The organism is Streptomyces sp. NBC_01217 (genome assembly GCF_035994185.1).
Lineage (GTDB): Bacteria > Actinomycetota > Actinomycetes > Streptomycetales > Streptomycetaceae > Streptomyces.
The window spans coordinates 3,642,086-3,658,083 of the sequence record NZ_CP108538.1 but is presented as its reverse complement, the minus strand read 5'-3'; the positions used below and the strand labels follow the sequence as shown (position 1 = coordinate 3,658,083).

Here is a 15,998-nt window from a genome sequence, read left to right as displayed (position 1 = left end):
GCATCCTTGACGTATCGCAACTGGGTCGGAGAGTCGGAAAGAGGCTTCTGGGATGAGTTCTGCACCGGTGTCCGCGTATGACGTCGTCGGAGTACGGGGGCGTGGTTACCGTCCGGAGCAGGTCGACCGCACCGTGGCCGCCCTGTCGGCGGAGCGGGACGAGGCCCGGGAGCGGGTGGCCCGGCTGACCGCGCTGGTGGAGGAGCTCTCGGCCGAGTCGGTCCGGCTGGGCGAGGTCGTTGCCGGGCTCGCCCCGCAGACCTACGAATCGCTGGGCGAGCGCGCCCGGCAGATCCTGGCGCTCGCCGAGAGCGAGGACCGGGATCTGCGGGGCGCCGCACAGGAAGCCGCGCAGGCGCTGCGGGACGCGGCGGACGCGGTGGGTCGCAGGCTCCGCGAGTCGGCGCGCGCGGACTGCGATGCGATGCGGGCGGCGGCCGGGAACCACGCCGACCAGGCGTTGACGGCGGCCACGGCCACCGCCGAGGAGACCCTCGCCGAGGCACGGCAGGAGGCCGCGCGGATGCGGGAGGAGGCGGAGGCCGTGATGGCCGGGACACGCCGCCGCACCGCGAGCGTCCTCGCGCACCAGGAGACGGAGCACGGCGAGCGGTGGCAGACGGCCGAACGCGAACTGGCCGAGGCGCAGGCCGCGCAGACCGCACACCACGACGAGCTGACCGAGCGGGCGGAGGCCCGCCTGGCCGAGGCGCGGCGGGCGCTGGCGCAGACCGAGGAGGCCGTACGACACGGCCAGGAGGACGCCGAGGCGCAGGGCGCGGAGCTGATCGCGGCGGCCAGGGCCCGCGAGGAGCGGGTGATCCGTGAGACGGAGCGGATCCTGCGGGAGCACGAAGAGGGCCGCGAGGAGGTCCGGGCGCACATGACACATGTACGGAACGCACTCGCGGCCCTCACCGGGCGGGTGACCCCGGACCCGGCGGAGGACTGAGGCCGGGGCGGCTCGCCGGCCGGACCGGCCGGGGCCTTCAGGGGCGGGTCGTCGGTTTCTGTGGGGGGCCTGCCAGGATGCGGGGTTCCTCGGTCTCGTACCGGCGTCGTTCCCGCGCCGCCGTGCGGCGGCCGAGCACCGTTCCCAGCCAGCCCGCCAGGAAGCCGGCCGGGATGGAGACGAGGCCGGTCGTGGTGAACGGGAACCAGTTGAAGTCGTACTCGGGGAAGACCGAAGAAGGGGAGCCCGAGACCAGGTCGGTGCCGGTGATCAGCACCAGGACGGTGACGGTGCCGACGATCAGGGTGCAGAGCAGCCCGGTGCGGCTGAAGCGGCGCCAGAACATGCTGTAGACGAGCGCCGGGGCCAGCGCCGACGCACCGACGCAGAACGAGAGCGCCGCCAGCGCCTGTACGTTCCAGTGCCGGGCCACGACGGCGAGCGTGGTGGCGAGCAGTCCGACGACGACCGCCGCGACCTGTGCCGTACGCATTTCGGACAGGCCCGGCAGCGGCGCCCTGTCCGGGTCGCGCACCCCGTGCAGGCCATGGGCGACGAGATCGTGGGCGAGGGAGTTCGCGCAGGCCAGGATCATTCCGGCGACCGAGGCGAGCAGCGTCAGGAAGATCGCCGTCGTCATCGTCGTGACGACCAGCGCGCCCAGCTGGCCACCGCCCGCGACCACCCCGCTGACCTGAAGGATCGAGCTGTTCCCGGAGGCCCCGGCAGCCGTGATGCGGGCATGGCCGACGAGCGCCGCCGCACCGAAGCCGATCACGACGAGCAGCAGACAGAGCCCGGCGACCACGGCGACCGCCCAGGACAGCGAGCGGCGGACGGCCTGGGTGGAGCGGGCGTTCGTCATGCGCATGGTGACGTGCGGCAGACAGGCCGCGCCGAGCACCACGGTCAGTTCGGAGCTGACCATGTCGAGTCCGCTGCCGTCGAACTGGAGCCCCGAGCGCAGATACGCGGCCCCCGCGCCGCTGCCGCGCCGGGCGGCCGAGAGCAGCGCGCCGGTGTCCCAGTCGAACCGGTTCATGATCAGTACGGCGATGGTGAACGCCGCGGTGAACAGGACCACGGTCTTCACGATCTGGATCAGCGCGGTGCCCTTCATCCCGCCGATCGCCGCGTAGCCGATCATCAGCATGCCGAGCCCGATGATGACGCCGCTGCGGAATCCGGAGCTGTCGAACCCCAGGATGAACGCGAGCAGATCGCCGGTGCCCGCGAGCTGGACGACCATCAGCGGAACGAGCGCGGCGACGGTGGCCGCGCAGGCGGTGATGCGGACCGCGCGGCCGGGTGCGCGGCGCACGAGCAGGTCGCCCATGGTGAACCCGCCCGTGTTGCGCAGCGGTTCGGCCAGCAGGAACATCAGCAGGACGAGCGAGAGGGTGATGCTCAGCGCGAGGATCATCCCGTCGTAGCCGGTGAGGGCGATGATGCCGGTGGTGCCGAGAACGGTGGCCGCGGAGAGGTAGTCACCCGCGAGCGCGAGGCCGTTCTGCAGGGGCGAGAGCGCGCGGGAGCCGGTGTAGAACTCGTCGAGGTCCTCGCGGTCCGGGCCGGTCATCACGCAGAGCAGCAGGGCGATGGTGGCCACGGCGAGGAAGGCCACCAGGGACATCGACTGCGCGGAATCGTCGAATCCGTTCACCGGGCCGCTCCCGCCCTTCGGAGCCGGGCGGCGAGCGGGTCGACCGTGCTGCGGGCGGTCCGCTCGTACACGACGATGGCGAGCAGCGTCACGGGCAGCTGACAGAGCCCCAGTGCCAGGCCGATGTTGAGACCGCCGGACAGGGGGCGGTCCATCAGGTCCTCGGCGAATCCGGAGAGCAGCAGGAAGACCACGAAGTAGCCGAGCGCGGTCAGGGTCGCGATGCGCCGCAGCAGCCGGTACGCGGTGCGCAGCCGGCGCAGATCGCTGTGGCGTCCCGGGGCGGGCACGGGTGCCGCGGGCGGGTCCGGCCACGGCGGGGGCGGTGCCGGCCGCGAACTCTGCCAGGGCAGCAGGTATTCGGGCTGATGCGGAGGTGGGGGCTGGCTTCCGTACGACATCTGGTGCTGCTCCTTGCGTGGCTCGGGTCCTGGGCTGGACGGCAAGGCAGGAGTGCGGGTGTGCTGTCGGAAGCGCGAACATTACTCGCGGGTACGGGAGTTGGGGAGGGTCTGGCCAGAACTACCCACGGTAATGTCTCGGTCGCATGAGGTTTTGGCCAAAGGCGGCATCCGCTACGGGATCGGGACACGGACGTACACGAGCTGCTGACTACGGCGCCGGGGTGTCGCTCCCGGATTCCTCCGCGAGGACCGGGAAGCGGCGCGGGGCCATCAGGACAAGCACCAGCAGGGCGAGCGCCGCGGCCCCGGCGGCACCCAGGTAGACATGGTCGACGGCGGCATCGACGGCCCGGCGCAGATAGTCCGCCGCCGCCGAGAGCCTGCCCGGGTCGTCCAGGGCGTGCGAGATCGCGTCCAGGTCGCCCGGCAGCCCGGGGACGGGGGCGGCGGCCAGCCGGGATGCGAGGACCCCGTTGGCCACGGCCCCGAAGAGCGCGGCGCCGACGCTCTGGCCGACCTGGCGGCAGAAGAGCACGGAGGCCGTCGTCGTACCGCGCTCGGCCCAGCCGACCGTCGACTGGACCCCGACGATCAGCGGCAGCTGGAACAGCCCGAGCGCCGCGCCCAGCAGCAGCATGATCAGGGCGGGCTGCCAGGGCTCGCCGGGATACGGCAGCAGCGGGAAGGCGAGCAGGATCAGCAGCGCGCAGCTCATGCCGATGATCGCGGTGCGGCGGAAACCGATGCGGTTGTAGACGCGGTTGGAGAACGCCGCCGACACCGGCCAGCTCAGCGTCATCACGGAGAGCACGAAACCGGCGGCGATCGGGCCGAGGCCCAGCACCGACTGGGCGTACGTCGGCAGGAAGACGGTGGGGGCGACCATCAGCAGCCCCATCGCGCCCAGCGCCAGATTGACCGAGGCGATGGTCCGCCGCCGCCAGACCCAGCCGGGGATGATCGGCTCGGCGGCGCGACGCTCGATGACGACGGTCAGCGCGGCGAGAGCGGCGCTCGCGCCCAGCAGGCCGAGCGACGGGGCCGACAGCCAGGGCCAGGCGACCCCGCCCTGGACGAGCGCGGTCAGCAGCAGCGTCCCGGTGGCGAAGACGGCGAGCGCGCCCGCCCAGTCGATCCGGGGGCGGGGCGCGCCGGCCGCCCGGCGGGTGCGGGACGGCTCGTGGAGATGGCGTACGACGAGCCAGAGCGCGAGCGCCCCGATCGGCAGATTGATCAGGAAGATCCAGCGCCAGTCCGCGTACACCGCGAACAGCCCGCCGATCACCGGCCCCGCGACCGCCGATGTGGCCCATACGGTCGACAGCCTGGCCTGGATCCTGGGGCGTTCCTTGAGCGGGTAGAGGTCGGCGGCGATGGTCTGCACCGTGCCCTGCAGCGCGCCGCCGCCCAGGCCCTGGACGACCCGGAAGGCGATCAGTGCGGCCATGTTCCAGGCGGCGGCGCAGAGCACCGAACCGAACAGGAAGAGGACGATCCCGGCGATCAGGACCGGCTTGCGGCCGAAGGTGTCGGAGAGCTTCCCGTACACCGGCAGGGTGACCGTCACGGCCAGCAGATAGCCGGAGAACAGCCACGAGAAGACGGAGAAGCCGCCGAGGTCGCCGACGATCTGCGGAACGGCGGTGGAGACGATGGTGCCGTCGATGGCCGAAAGGGCCATCCCGAGCATCAGGGCGGCGACCACCGGGCCGCGCCTGTGCGGCACCACGGGGGAGGGCGCCGGGGCGGCCCCTGGCCCGGACACCGCTTCGGTACTGCCGCCCGCACTGCCGCCCGCGCCGCTCACCAAGATTCCTTCCCCTTGCACGTATTTCCTCGGGACACTGTCTCACCCGGGGGTCCCGGCGGGGAGGGCGCTGCCGGCGGACGGGGCGCAGGACCTCCGGGCGCGCCGGGTGTGCACCCATGGGTCCAGTCCCCGATACGGGTCTCCACCCGGGGGCCGAGACCCCTAGGGGACACTCCTCAGTTCTGCCCAGGGGCGGTTCCTCCCGGCGGAGGACGTGAGGGCGGGGGCCCGCTCCTTACTGTTTTCCTACACCGCGAAAAGCGGCTGACCACAGGGGACGGGGTGGGGAAAACCCCACCCGAAGACTGCGCCGGGCACCAGCGCGCCGGACCCCCTCGCCGCACCAGACTTCACACGTACACCGCAGCAACCCACACGCTCACCGACATAGGAGAAAAAACGTGACAACGGCTGTGACCATTCCCAGGCACGGGGGTACTGGAGGGCGTACGGCCGTCGCTGCGCGAGCGCGGCAGGTCGTCAAGGCGTACGGCACGGGGGAGACCCGGGTCGTCGCGCTCGACCATGTCGATGTGGACATCGCCCGCGGGCAGTTCACGGCGATCATGGGCCCCTCCGGCTCCGGCAAGTCGACCCTGATGCACTGCCTGGCCGGCCTGGACACCGTGACCTCGGGTCAGATTTACCTCGACGAGACCGAGATCACCGGGCTCAAGGACAAGAAGCTCACCCAGCTCCGCCGCGACCGGATCGGCTTCATCTTCCAGGCGTTCAACCTCCTCCCGACGCTCAACGCGCTGGAGAACATCACGCTGCCGATGGACATCGCGGGCCGCAGGCCCGACGCGGCCTGGCTGCGGCAGGTCGTGGAGACGGTCGGACTCGCCGAGCGGCTGAAGCACCGGCCCACCGAGCTCTCCGGCGGCCAGCAGCAGCGCGTCGCGGTGGCCAGGGCGCTCGCCGCCCGGCCGGAGATCATCTTCGGTGACGAGCCCACCGGAAACCTGGACTCGCGGGCCGGTGCCGAGGTGCTGAGCTTCCTGCGCAGGTCGGTCGACGAGCTGGGCCAGACCATCGTCATGGTCACCCACGACCCGGTCGCCGCCTCCTACGCGGACCGGGTGCTGTACCTCGCCGACGGACGCATCGTCGACGAGATGCTGAACCCGACGGCCGACCAGGTCCTCGACCGCATGAAGGACTTCGACGCGCGCGGGCGGACCTCATGACCGTCTGGAAGACATCGAGGCGCAACTTCTTCGCGCACAAGGGACGCATGGCGCTCTCCGCCGTCGCGGTCCTGCTGTCGGTGGCGTTCGTGTGCGGCACGCTCGTCTTCACCGACACCATGAACACCACGTTCGACAAGCTCTTCGCCGCGACATCGGCCGATGTCACCGTGAGCCCCAGGAGCGCCGAGGACGACGAGCAGCTCCCGCAGAACGGCAAGCCCGTCACGCTCCCCGCCTCGACCGTCGAGCAGGTCGGCCGGGCCACCGGTGTGAAGGCCGCCGAGGGCGCGGTCACCAGCATGTCCGTCACCGTCGTCGACAGCCACGACAAGAACATGGGCTCGACGACGGGTGCCCCGACGATCGCGGGCAACTGGACGAAGAACGACCTGCGTTCGATGGAGATCACCTCCGGCCACGCACCGCGCGGCCCGACCGAGGTCATGGTCGACGCCGACACCGCCGACAAGCACCATCTGAAGATCGGCGACGAGCTGCGCACCATCGCCGCCACCGGCGACATCAACGCGAAGATCAGCGGCATCGCCACCTTCAAGGTCACCAACCCCGGCGCGGCGATCGTCTACTTCGACACCGCCACCGCGCAGACGAAGCTGCTCGGCAGGCCCGACGTCTTCAGCCTCATCTCCGTCACCGCCGACTCCGGCGTCACCGACGCCCAGCTGAAGCGGAACGTCGCCACGGCGCTCGGCGACACCTCCGCGTACAAGCTCCAGACCCAGAAGGAGGCCGCGGCCGCCAACAAGGACTCGATGGGCTCCTTCCTCGACGTCATGAAGTACGCGATGCTCGGCTTCGCCGGGATCGCCTTCCTCGTCGGCATCTTCCTGATCGTCAACACCTTCTCGATGCTGGTCGCCCAGCGCACCCGTGAGATCGGCCTGATGCGGGCCATCGGCTCCAGCCGCAGGCAGGTCAACAGGTCCGTGCTGATCGAGGCGCTGTTCCTCGGAATCCTCGGCTCCGTCCTCGGCGTCGGAGCCGGGGTCGGCCTCGCCGTCGGCCTGATGAAGCTCATGGGTGCCATGGGCATGGACCTGTCCACCAAGGACCTCACGGTCGCCTGGACGACCCCGGTGGTCGGCCTCGCGCTCGGCATCGTCGTCACCGTCGTCGCCGCGTACATCCCCGCCCGCCGGGCCGGGAAGATCTCCCCGATGGCCGCCCTGCGCGACGCCGGAACTCCGGCGGACGGCCGCGCCGGACGGGTCCGGGCCGCGATCGGACTGGTCCTCACCCTCGGCGGAGGCGCCGCGCTCTACACCGCGACGCGGGCCGACAAGGCGAGCGAGGGCTCGCTCTTCCTCGGCGCCGGCGTGGTCCTCACCCTGATCGGCTTCATCGTGATCGGCCCGCTGCTGGCCGGCTTCGTGGTCCGGGTGCTCAGCGCGGTCCTGCTGCGGATGTTCGGCCCCGTCGGACGGCTCGCGGAGCGCAACGCCCTGCGCAACCCGCGCCGCACCGGAGCGACCGGCGCCGCCCTGATGATCGGCCTCGCCCTGGTGGCCTGCCTCTCGGTCGTCGGCTCCTCCATGGTCGCCTCGGCCACCGAGGAACTCGACAAGTCGGTCGGCGCGGACTTCATCGTCCAGGCGACCGGCGGCGTGCCCACCCTGATCGTGGACCAGGCCGTCAAGTCCCTGGAATCCGCACCGGACATCGAGCACTTCACCAGCTACAAGGTCGTCGACGCCAAGCTCACCGCCCCCGACGGCTCCACCGAGGACGAGGGCCTGGTCGCCGCCGATCCGACGTACAAGGACGACGTCCGCCGCGAGACCGTCTCCGGCAACCTGGCCGACGCCTACGGCAAGGACGCCATGTCCGTCGGCGACGGCTACGCCACCCGCCACCACATCGAGGTCGGTGACCGGATCACCGTCGCGTTCAAGGGCGGTGAGAGCGCGAAGCTGAAGGTCGCCGCGATCACCTCGGACGACGTGAACATCGACAAGGGCGCGATGTACATGAACATCGCGACCGCCGCGAAGTACGTCCCCGCCGACACCCTGCCGGAGAACATGATCATGTTCGCCAAGGCCGCGGACGGCAAGGAGAAGGAGGCGTACGCCGCCCTCAAGGACGCCCTCGTCAAGTACCCGCAGTACGAGGTGAAGAACCAGGCCGACTTCAAGCAGCAGCTGAAGGACCAGATCGGCCAGCTGCTGAACATCGTCTACGGCCTGCTGGCCCTCGCGATCATCGTCGCGGTGCTCGGTGTGGTGAACACCCTCGCCCTGTCGGTGGTCGAACGGACCCGCGAGATCGGCCTGATGCGCGCCATCGGCCTCTCCCGCCGCCAGCTGCGCCGGATGATCCGCCTGGAGTCGGTGGTCATCGCGGTCTTCGGCGCCCTGCTCGGCCTGGGCCTCGGCATGGGCTGGGGCACGGCGGCCCAGAAGCTGCTGGCCCTGGAGGGCCTCGGTGTCCTGGAGATCCCGTGGCCGACGATCCTCACGGTCTTCGTCGCCTCGGCCTTCGTGGGCCTGTTCGCGGCGCTGGTCCCGGCGTTCCGGGCGGGCAGGATGAACGTTCTGAACGCGATCGCCACGGAATAGCGGGAGCGACGGCCGACGTAGGATGACGGATCCGGCCCCCGGGGTGTTCCTCCAAACACCCCGGGGGCCGGATCCGTGTCCGGTGCCGATGTCAGGCGGGCATGACGGGGACGTCGTACTTGGGGATCCACTTGTCGCGGGTGACGAGTGTCATCGCTTCGAGCTGGGCCTGCGCGACGAGAACCCGGTCGAAGGGGTCTCGGTGAATCTGGGGGAGGCGTCCGGCGCGAACGCCGTGTGCCGCGGTGATGGCCAGTGTGGTGAACTGCATGTCCCGCGCGCGTTCAGCGAGGTCTCCGGAGCCCTCCAGCTTCCCGAGGCCCTGTTTGATTGCGATTTCCCACGGGGTCACAGCGCTGATGTACACCTCGGGTTCGGTACGCAACAGGTCCTTCAGGTCGTTGGACAGCTCGGGCGAGGCGTCCAGCCACCACAGGACGACGCGCGTGTCCAGAAGCAGTTTCATCCGCGCATCCCGAAGGCATCGGCGATGTCGTCGGGAAGGTCGTCGAAGTCCTCGGCGATGTGGATCTGCCCCCGGAGCACCCCGTAGTCGGTCCGGTCGACCTTCGGATGCAGCGGTACGACCTTGGCGATGGGCTTGCCCGCCCTGCTGATCACGACCTCTTCACCGGTCTCGACCTGTTGCAGTATCCGGGAGAAGTGGGTCTTGGCCTCGTGCACGTTGTACTGCCGCGCTGCTTCCACGACTGCCTCACAGGGAACGAGATCGGACTAGGTGCGGACTAAGGGTAGCTCCGGCGCCACCGCACGGGCAACGGCGTTCCCTCGCCCGGGCGCGCACACGGTGGCCCGATACACCGGGCAGTGACCGGCGGAGCGAAAACGGCGCAGGGCGGGACGTCCTTGACCCGCGGACAGGGTCCGGGGCCGGATCCTTGTCCGTACGGGTATGGCCCGGGCCGCTTTTCGGACGCTGTGGCCGGGGCGTTTGCACAAAGCTGCCGTGGTCCGTGCAGCAAGCTGACACGGCCGGGCACGCCCCCGTGCCCTCCTCGCTGGCATGGTCGTCGTGCCGGGAATCCCCGGCAGGACGCAACAGCCGAAGGGGAAAACGTGTTCAGGTCTTCGCTTTCGCGGCATTCGGCCGGCGCCGTGCGCACCGCCGCCGTCACCGGTCTCGCCGTCGTCATGCTCGCGCTCTCGGCCGGTGCCGCCACCGCCTCGGGCCCGGCAACCCCCGGGTCCGCGTCCCAGCACGGCGGCGGTCCGGAGCATGCGGCCCAGACGATATGTACGCGGCTGGAGGCGGTGGTGGACCGGCTCCCGGACGTCGCCGCACCCGTAGAGGTGTGCAAGCTGGTCAACGGCTGGGACTAGACCGCCGTGATGCGGTTTCAGCTGCTCGGGCCGCTGACCCTCGCGGACGGCCCCGAAACCGTCGTGCTCCCGCCGTCGAAACCGACGATCCTGCTGGCCGCGCTTCTCCTGCACGCCAATGCGGTCGTGTCCGCCGACTACCTCCAGCGGGCCGTGTGGGGCGAGGAGCAGCCGGCCACCGCCAAGGCCGCGCTCCAGACCTGCGTGCTGCGGCTGCGCCGGCTCTTCACCAAGCACGGAGTGACGCAGACCTCGATCGAGGCGGTGCCCGGCGGTTACCGGATCACCGCGGGACCGCACTCCCTCGATCTGCTCGGTTTCCGGGACCAGGTGCGCCGGGCGGTGGTGCTGTCGGAGGATCCGGAGGCGGAACTCGGCACGCTCAGGGACGCGTTGTCCCTCTGGCAGGGCTCGCTGCTGGCCAATGTGCGCTCCGACGTGCTGCACCGGGACGAGGTGCCGCGCCTCGCGGAGGAGCGGCTGCGCAGCGTGGAGCGGGTCTGCGATCTGCTGCTGGGGATGGGGCGTTACGGAGAGGCCCTCGTCGAACTGTGGACGGCTACGCGCGTATACCCGGGCCATGAGCGGCTCCACGAGCAGCTGATCGAGGCGCTCTACCGCACGGGACGGCAGACCCAGGCACTCGCGGAGTACCGCAGGGTCAAGGGGTTCCTGCTGGACGAGCTGGGTGTCGACCCCTCACCCGCCCTCCAGCAGCTGGAGCTCGCGATCCTGCGCGGCGAGGAGCCGGGGGCGGCGGACGGGCGCGGCTCTCAGCTGCCCCGTGCCGTCGCCCGGGTCGTGGAGGGCTCCCGGGTCGTGGAAGGGGAGGTGGTTGTTGCCAAGGACGCCGGGGTTCCGGGTCCGCCGTCCCCCTCCAGGGTCACGTCCGTGGAGCCGCCCGCGGCCGTCCCGGCTGTACCGAACTTCACCGGGCGGGACGCCGGTACCGCCGCGATGGTTGCCCGGCTCACTGCCCCCGACGCACCCGGCGAGGGCGGCCGCCAGCCGCTCACCGTCCTGGTGTCGGGCGCGCCCGGCATCGGCAAGTCGGCCCTCGCCCACCATGTCGCGCACCTGGTGCGCGACAGCTTCCCGGCCGGCCGGCTGCTCGTCCGGATGACCCGGCCCGACGGCGAACCCCGCGGCGCCGCCGATGTCGCGGCCGAGGTGGCGGCGGCCCTCGCAACCGGATCCGGACCGGCGGACGGGCGGACCCTGCTCGTCCTCGACGACGTGGTGGACGCCGACCAGGTGCGCCCGCTGCTGCCCCTTGTCGCACAGGCGCAGGGCGCGGTGATCGTCACCAGCCGGATGGGGCTCGCCGGGCTCATCGCCACGCACGGCGGCTGGGTGCACCGGCTCTCCGCGTTCACCGGGGCGGAGTCGTACGCGCTGCTGGAGTCCGTGCTCGGCACCGAACGCGTCGAGGCGGAACCGGACGCCGCGCGCCGGCTCACCGCGCTGTGCGGTCACTTCCCGCTCGCGCTGCGCATCCTGACGGCCCGGCTGCTGACCCGGCCCGGGCTCCGGCTCGCCGACGCCGTCGGCTGGCTGGGCGAGGACCCGCTCGCCCGGCTCACCCTCACCGACTCCCCGGACCTCTCCGTGACGGCCCGTGTCGACGGTGCGCTGAACCGGCTCGACCCGCGCCTGTCCGAGGCGTTCCTGCGGCTCGCGGCGGCCCCCGGGGACGCCTTCACGGCCGAGGACGTACCCGCCGTCACCGAAGCGGTACTGGAGCGGCTGGCCGACGCCGGACTGCTGGAGGACGGCCCGCCGGGCCCGTACCGCATCCATGAACTGCTCCGCGCCTACGTACGAAGAACCGACCAGGAACGCATCCGCCGCACAGAGAAGGTGTGACCCCATGGCCGAGACTGCCGAGACTGCCGCGAGTTCCGTTGGTGCCGTGAGTGCCCGGACCGCAGCGACCGCGACGTTCGACGCGCTCGCCGCGACCCGGCCGCGCATCCGCCGGGACGTGCTGTTCACCGAGACCCCCGGCGGAGTGCTCTTCCACAACGCCGACGGCGGGTTCCACCTGTCCGGTCGCACCGCCTACCGCTTCGCCTCCCTCGTCGTCCCGCACCTGGCCGGCCACCACCGGCTCGCCGACATCTGCGCGGGCTTCGGACCGGGGCAGCGGGCGATGGCGGCGGAACTGGTCAAGACTCTGTACGAGCGGGAGTTCGCCCGCGACGTGCCGGAGGAATCCGCCGGGCCCCGGCCGGTACCGGACGAGGTGGCGGAGCGGTTCGCAGCCCAGATCGCCTATGTCGACCACTACGCCGACGGCGCGCCGGAGCGCTTCGCCCGCTTCCGCGCCACGCGTGTCGCCGTCCTCGGTGACGACGAGACCGCCCGGTGGTGCGCACTGAGCCTGCTGCGCAACGGGTGCGCGCGGATCGGCACGACCGCGCGGTCGGGCGAGGTCACGGCCGAGGCCGCCGGGGTGGCTGCCCGGGCGGACCGCATCGGCGCCGGTACCGACGCAGGCTGGGCGGAACTCGACGGCTACGACGTCGTAGTGGTGACCGGGGCGGGGGCCGGGCCACGCACCCACCGGCTGCTTGCCGCCGGGGTGCCCGAGGGCCGGACCCTGATCCCCGCCTGGCTGTTCGGCGAGCGTCTGGTCGTCGGCCCGCTCTCCACCGCCGCCTCCACCGGCTGCTGGTCCTGCGCCCTGCTGCGGCTGGGCGGCAATGTCTCCGCCGCGCAGGCCGCCGCGCTCTGGGGGGAGGCGGCGGGCGCCACACCCGTGTCCGGGGACGAACTGTCGGGCCCGGTCGCCGCGATGGCGGGCAACCTCATCGGCTACGAGATCTTCCGCCTCACCACCGGGGCGCTGCCCGCCGAGACGGACGGCCAGATCCTGGTCCAGGACCTGGCCTCGCTGGACGTGGTGTCCGAGCCGGTCCGCCCGCACCCCCGCTGCGTCCGCTGCACGGCCGCGAAGGCGAGTGAGGCGGCGGCCTCGCTGCCGGACGGCCTGGCGCTGCCGGTCACCCCGACCGTGGAGACCGCCCGCGAGGCGGAGGCCGTGGTCGAGGACCTGAACCGGATCGGCACGGCTCTGGTGCGCCCGTACACCGGGGTCTTCAGCCGTTACGACGACGAGCGGCTGACCCAGACCCCGCTGAAGATCAGCCGGGTCGAGGTGGCGCTCGGCGCCGGGGAGCGGCGCCGGATCGCCGCCTTCGACGTGCACCATCTGGCGGGTGCGCGGATGCGGGCGCTGTACGCGGCGGCGACGGCGTACGTCGAGCACATGGTGCCCCTCGACACGGCGGCCGGGGCGGCGGTGGACCGGACCCTGGGCCCGGACGCGCTGACCACCGGCGGCGGGAGCGGCGCACAGCCGGGTGCCTGGACCCTCGCGACCTCGCTGATCGGCAAGGAACCGGTCAGGGTGCCGGCCGCGGCCGTGCGGACCTTCGGGGCGCACAACCGGGGCCGCCTCCACCTCGCGACGGCCGCGGGTGCGGGCGCGGGCGCCGACGCGCGGGAGGCGGCGGGCACCGGTCTGCTGTCGGCGCTGGCGCACGACGCGCTGCTGCGGGCGGTCCGGGGCACGACGGTGGTGAGCCCCGTCGCCGCCGACGGCGACGACCCGGAGCTGGTGTTCCTGCTGAAGTCCGCGGCCAACCTGGACCTCGCGGTGGAACTGCTGGACCTGGGGGAGGGGGAGCGCACCTCGGCCCAGGTGGTGCTGGCCCGGGAGTCCGACGGCGCGCAGGGGCGTTGGGCGGTCGGTGCGGGTCTGTCGCGCCGGGCGGCGGCCTGCGCCGCGCTGCGGGACCTGCTCGGGCAGGCGCAGCTGGCCGCCGAGGACGGGGAAGGGGAGGCCGACCTCGGCGACCCGCTGGTCGGTGATCTCGCGGCCGGGAGCATCGCGGTGACGGGCGGCCCGGTCACGGCGGACGGGTCCGAGGCGACGTTCGACGCGGTGCTCGACCGGCTGCGGCTCGCCGGGCGCGACGCCCTGTACGTGCCGACCACGCCGGCCGATCTCGCCGGTTCCCTCAGCACCGCCCGGGTGCTGCTCACCGTGGACGGCGAGGGCGGAACCGATGCCCGTTGAGACCCCGGTGCGCGAACAGGGCCGGGCGGTGGACTCCACGGCCGCGTTCGCGGCGCTCCTCCACGACGCGCTGGCCCTGATCCGCCGCGGCACCCCGCCACCGCTGGACGTGGCGCCGCTCGGCACGTACGACGCCTTCGCGGACGGGGCCGCGGCCACCGGCGCCCCGGCGGGAGCCGTGCCCGTACGGCTCTACGGACGGCACGCCGTCGTCGGCCCGTTCGCACCGCCCGTACACGCGCACGCAGGCCGGAGGCAGCCCTGTGCCCACTGTCTCGAAAGGCGCTGGCAGGCGGTCCGCTCCATCGCGCTGCGCGAGGCGCTGGAGCTCGGTGCGGGCACCCGGGCGGCCGGGGAGTCCCCCCACCTCACCCCGTTCGCCGCACACGCGCTCGCCGGGGTCGTCGCCGCCCGGCTCGGCGGCACGGGGCCGGAGACCGGCGCCCTGTCCGCCGTACACCTGGTGGACCTCGCTGCCCTGACGGTCCGCCACTACCCGCTCGTCCCCGACCCCGAGTGCCCGCGCTGCGGGGTGCCGGAGCCGGACACCGACGAGGCCGCCACGCTCGCCCTGCGCCCGGCTCCCAAGCACCGGCCCGGCAGCTTCCGGGTCAGGTCCATCGAGGAGTACGAGCTGCCCGTCGAGCCGTACGCCAACCCGGTGTGCGGCTCGCTCGGCCCCTCCGTCGTCCAGGACGTCTCCTCCACCTCCACCTCCGCCACCATCGGCTGCTTCTCCCTGCGCTCGGGGGAGTATCTGCGCGAGACCTTCTGGGGCGGCCACGCCGACACCTTCGCCGAGAGCGTGCGCATCGGTGTGCTCGAAGGGCTTGAGCGGTACGCGGGCATGCGCCCCCGGTCCCGGAAGGCGCGGACACGGGACTCCCTGAACGCCCTGCGCGCCCGCGGCGAGCACGCGCTCGACCCGCGGGTGTGCGGGCTGTACTCGGACGCCTTCCACCGCGCCAACCCCCGCGTCACCCCGTTCACCCCGGACCGCGCGATCCCGTGGGTGCGGGGCTGGTCCCTGCGCGAGGGCCGCACGGTCCTGGTGCCCGAGGTCCTCACGTACTACCACGCACCAGGCCTGGAGAACCGCTTCGTCCAGGAGAGCTCCAACGGCTGCGCCTCCGGGGGCTGTCTGGAGGAGGCCGTCTACTTCGGGCTCATGGAGGTCGTCGAGCGCGACGCGTTCCTGCTCGCCTGGTACGGGCGGGCATCCCTGCCGGAGATCGATCCGCGCACCAGCCGCCGCCCGGCCACCCGGCAGATGGTCGACCGGCTGGAGATGTACGGCTACGAGGCCCGTTTCTTCGACACCCGGATCTCCTTCCCGGTCCCGGTCGTCACGGGGGTCGCCGTGCGCAGGGACGGCGGCCCGGGGCTGATGTGCTTCGGCGCGGGCGCCGGACTGGACCCGGAGGCGGCCCTGGCCGGTGCGCTGTGCGAGATCGCCACCGACGCGGTCAACCTGCGCCGGCGCACCGAGCGCGACGAGGAGCGGCTGCGCGCCATGGCGCACGACTTCGACCGCGTCGAGGCGCTGCACGACCACCCCCTGGTCTACGGCATCCCGGAGATGGGCCGCCACGCGCACTTCCTGACCGGCGGACCGGGAGAGCCGCGCCCGCCGCTGCGGACCTTCGACCAGCTGTACGGGGACGGGTCCGTGCTGCCCGTCTCCGACGACCTGCGGGACGACCTGACCCGCTGCGTCGACGCCGTCACCGCCGCCGGATTCGATGTGATCGTCGTCGACCAGACCATGCCGGCCCAGCGCGAGCTGGGACTGACCACGGTCGGCGTCCTCGTGCCCGGGCTGCTGCCGATCGACTTCGGCTGGACCCGGCAGCGCGCCCTCGGCATGGACCGGCTGCGCACCGCACTGCGCGAGGCCGGGCTGCGCGAGCGCGATCTCACCGACGCCGACCTCAACCCCGCCCCGCACCCCTTCCCATGACCGAGGAGCCCG

At 72.3% G+C, this 15,998-nt stretch carries 12 protein-coding genes; 7 read left to right on the top strand and 5 right to left on the bottom strand.

All coding sequences use genetic code 11. From position 1 onward, the window contains the following. The first annotated feature begins 52 nt into the window (after positions 1 to 52). Positions 53 to 952 carry a cellulose-binding protein gene (locus tag OG507_RS16005; protein WP_327367870.1) on the top strand — a complete coding sequence of 300 codons (900 nt, stop codon included), beginning with the start codon at positions 53 to 55 and terminating at the stop codon, positions 950 to 952. Between the two features lie 37 nt (positions 953 to 989). On the opposite strand, the gene OG507_RS16000 is transcribed toward OG507_RS16005, so the two are convergent. From OG507_RS16000 to OG507_RS15990, 3 genes are all read right to left on the bottom strand, one after another. Next, the gene (locus OG507_RS16000; protein ID WP_327367869.1) at positions 990 to 2,615 is read right to left on the bottom strand and encodes a sodium/solute symporter; all 1,626 of its coding nucleotides are present in this window, start codon (positions 2,613 to 2,615) and stop codon (positions 990 to 992) included. Continuing rightward, the gene (locus tag OG507_RS15995; protein WP_327367868.1) at positions 2,612 to 3,016 is read right to left on the bottom strand and encodes a DUF485 domain-containing protein; all 405 of its coding nucleotides are present in this window, start codon (positions 3,014 to 3,016) and stop codon (positions 2,612 to 2,614) included. Before OG507_RS15995 ends, OG507_RS16000 begins: the two co-directional genes overlap by 4 nt. 211 nt (positions 3,017 to 3,227) lie before the next feature. Continuing rightward, positions 3,228 to 4,709, bottom strand: coding sequence for an MFS transporter (locus OG507_RS15990; RefSeq protein ID WP_327371991.1), 1,482 nt, complete (start codon positions 4,707 to 4,709; stop codon positions 3,228 to 3,230). Positions 4,710 to 5,230: 521 nt separating this feature from the next. Between OG507_RS15990 and OG507_RS15985 the strand changes: the two genes are divergently transcribed. After that, a complete protein-coding gene (locus tag OG507_RS15985) occupies positions 5,231 to 6,019 on the top strand; it encodes an ABC transporter ATP-binding protein (RefSeq protein WP_327367867.1) in 789 nt (262 codons plus the stop codon). Further along, a complete protein-coding gene (locus OG507_RS15980) occupies positions 6,016 to 8,601 on the top strand; it encodes an ABC transporter permease (protein WP_327367866.1) in 2,586 nt (861 codons plus the stop codon). The genes OG507_RS15985 and OG507_RS15980 overlap by 4 nt, the downstream gene beginning before the upstream one ends. A gap of 91 nt (positions 8,602 to 8,692) precedes the next feature. Here OG507_RS15980 and OG507_RS15975 read toward each other — a convergent pair whose 3' ends face one another. Both OG507_RS15975 and OG507_RS15970 read right to left on the bottom strand, forming a co-directional pair. Beyond that, positions 8,693 to 9,067 carry a type II toxin-antitoxin system VapC family toxin gene (locus OG507_RS15975; protein WP_327367865.1) on the bottom strand — a complete coding sequence of 125 codons (375 nt, stop codon included), beginning with the start codon at positions 9,065 to 9,067 and terminating at the stop codon, positions 8,693 to 8,695. Further along, positions 9,064 to 9,309, bottom strand: coding sequence for a type II toxin-antitoxin system Phd/YefM family antitoxin (locus OG507_RS15970; protein WP_327367864.1), 246 nt, complete (start codon positions 9,307 to 9,309; stop codon positions 9,064 to 9,066). Before OG507_RS15970 ends, OG507_RS15975 begins: the two co-directional genes overlap by 4 nt. Positions 9,310 to 9,678: 369 nt before the next feature. On the opposite strand from OG507_RS15970, the gene OG507_RS15965 reads away from it, so the two are divergent. The 4 genes from OG507_RS15965 to OG507_RS15950 are packed head-to-tail and all read left to right on the top strand — an operon-like array spanning position 9,679 to position 15,986. Continuing rightward, positions 9,679 to 9,942 carry a hypothetical protein gene (locus OG507_RS15965; protein WP_327367863.1) on the top strand — a complete coding sequence of 88 codons (264 nt, stop codon included), beginning with the start codon at positions 9,679 to 9,681 and terminating at the stop codon, positions 9,940 to 9,942. Between the two features lie 9 nt (positions 9,943 to 9,951). Next, positions 9,952 to 11,808 (top strand): BTAD domain-containing putative transcriptional regulator, encoded by a 1,857-nt coding sequence (locus OG507_RS15960; protein WP_327367862.1) that lies wholly within the window; start codon positions 9,952 to 9,954, stop codon positions 11,806 to 11,808. Positions 11,809 to 11,812: 4 nt separating this feature from the next. Further along, positions 11,813 to 14,026: a TOMM precursor leader peptide-binding protein gene (locus OG507_RS15955; RefSeq protein WP_327367861.1), complete on the top strand. Its 2,214-nt coding sequence runs from the start codon at positions 11,813 to 11,815 to the stop codon at positions 14,024 to 14,026. Beyond that, entirely contained in the window at positions 14,016 to 15,986 is a 1,971-nt protein-coding gene (locus OG507_RS15950; protein WP_327367860.1) for a TOMM precursor leader peptide-binding protein, read from the top strand. Before OG507_RS15955 ends, OG507_RS15950 begins: the two co-directional genes overlap by 11 nt. The last annotated feature ends 12 nt before the right edge of the window (positions 15,987 to 15,998 follow it).

What these genes read in the sequence shown, in the direction of transcription:
- OG507_RS16005 (WP_327367870.1), top strand. Translation starts at nt 53, where the DNA reads ATGAGTTCTGCACCGGTGTCCGCGTATGACGTCGTCGGAGTACGGGGG.
- OG507_RS15995 (WP_327367868.1), bottom strand. Translation starts at nt 3,016, where the DNA reads ATGTCGTACGGAAGCCAGCCCCCACCTCCGCATCAGCCCGAATACCTG.
- OG507_RS15990 (WP_327371991.1), bottom strand. Translation starts at nt 4,709, where the DNA reads ATGCTCGGGATGGCCCTTTCGGCCATCGACGGCACCATCGTCTCCACC.
- OG507_RS15980 (WP_327367866.1), top strand. Translation starts at nt 6,016, where the DNA reads ATGACCGTCTGGAAGACATCGAGGCGCAACTTCTTCGCGCACAAGGGA.
- OG507_RS15975 (WP_327367865.1), bottom strand. Translation starts at nt 9,067, where the DNA reads ATGAAACTGCTTCTGGACACGCGCGTCGTCCTGTGGTGGCTGGACGCC.
- OG507_RS15960 (WP_327367862.1), top strand. Translation starts at nt 9,952, where the DNA reads ATGCGGTTTCAGCTGCTCGGGCCGCTGACCCTCGCGGACGGCCCCGAA.
- OG507_RS15955 (WP_327367861.1), top strand. Translation starts at nt 11,813, where the DNA reads ATGGCCGAGACTGCCGAGACTGCCGCGAGTTCCGTTGGTGCCGTGAGT.
- OG507_RS15950 (WP_327367860.1), top strand. Translation starts at nt 14,016, where the DNA reads ATGCCCGTTGAGACCCCGGTGCGCGAACAGGGCCGGGCGGTGGACTCC.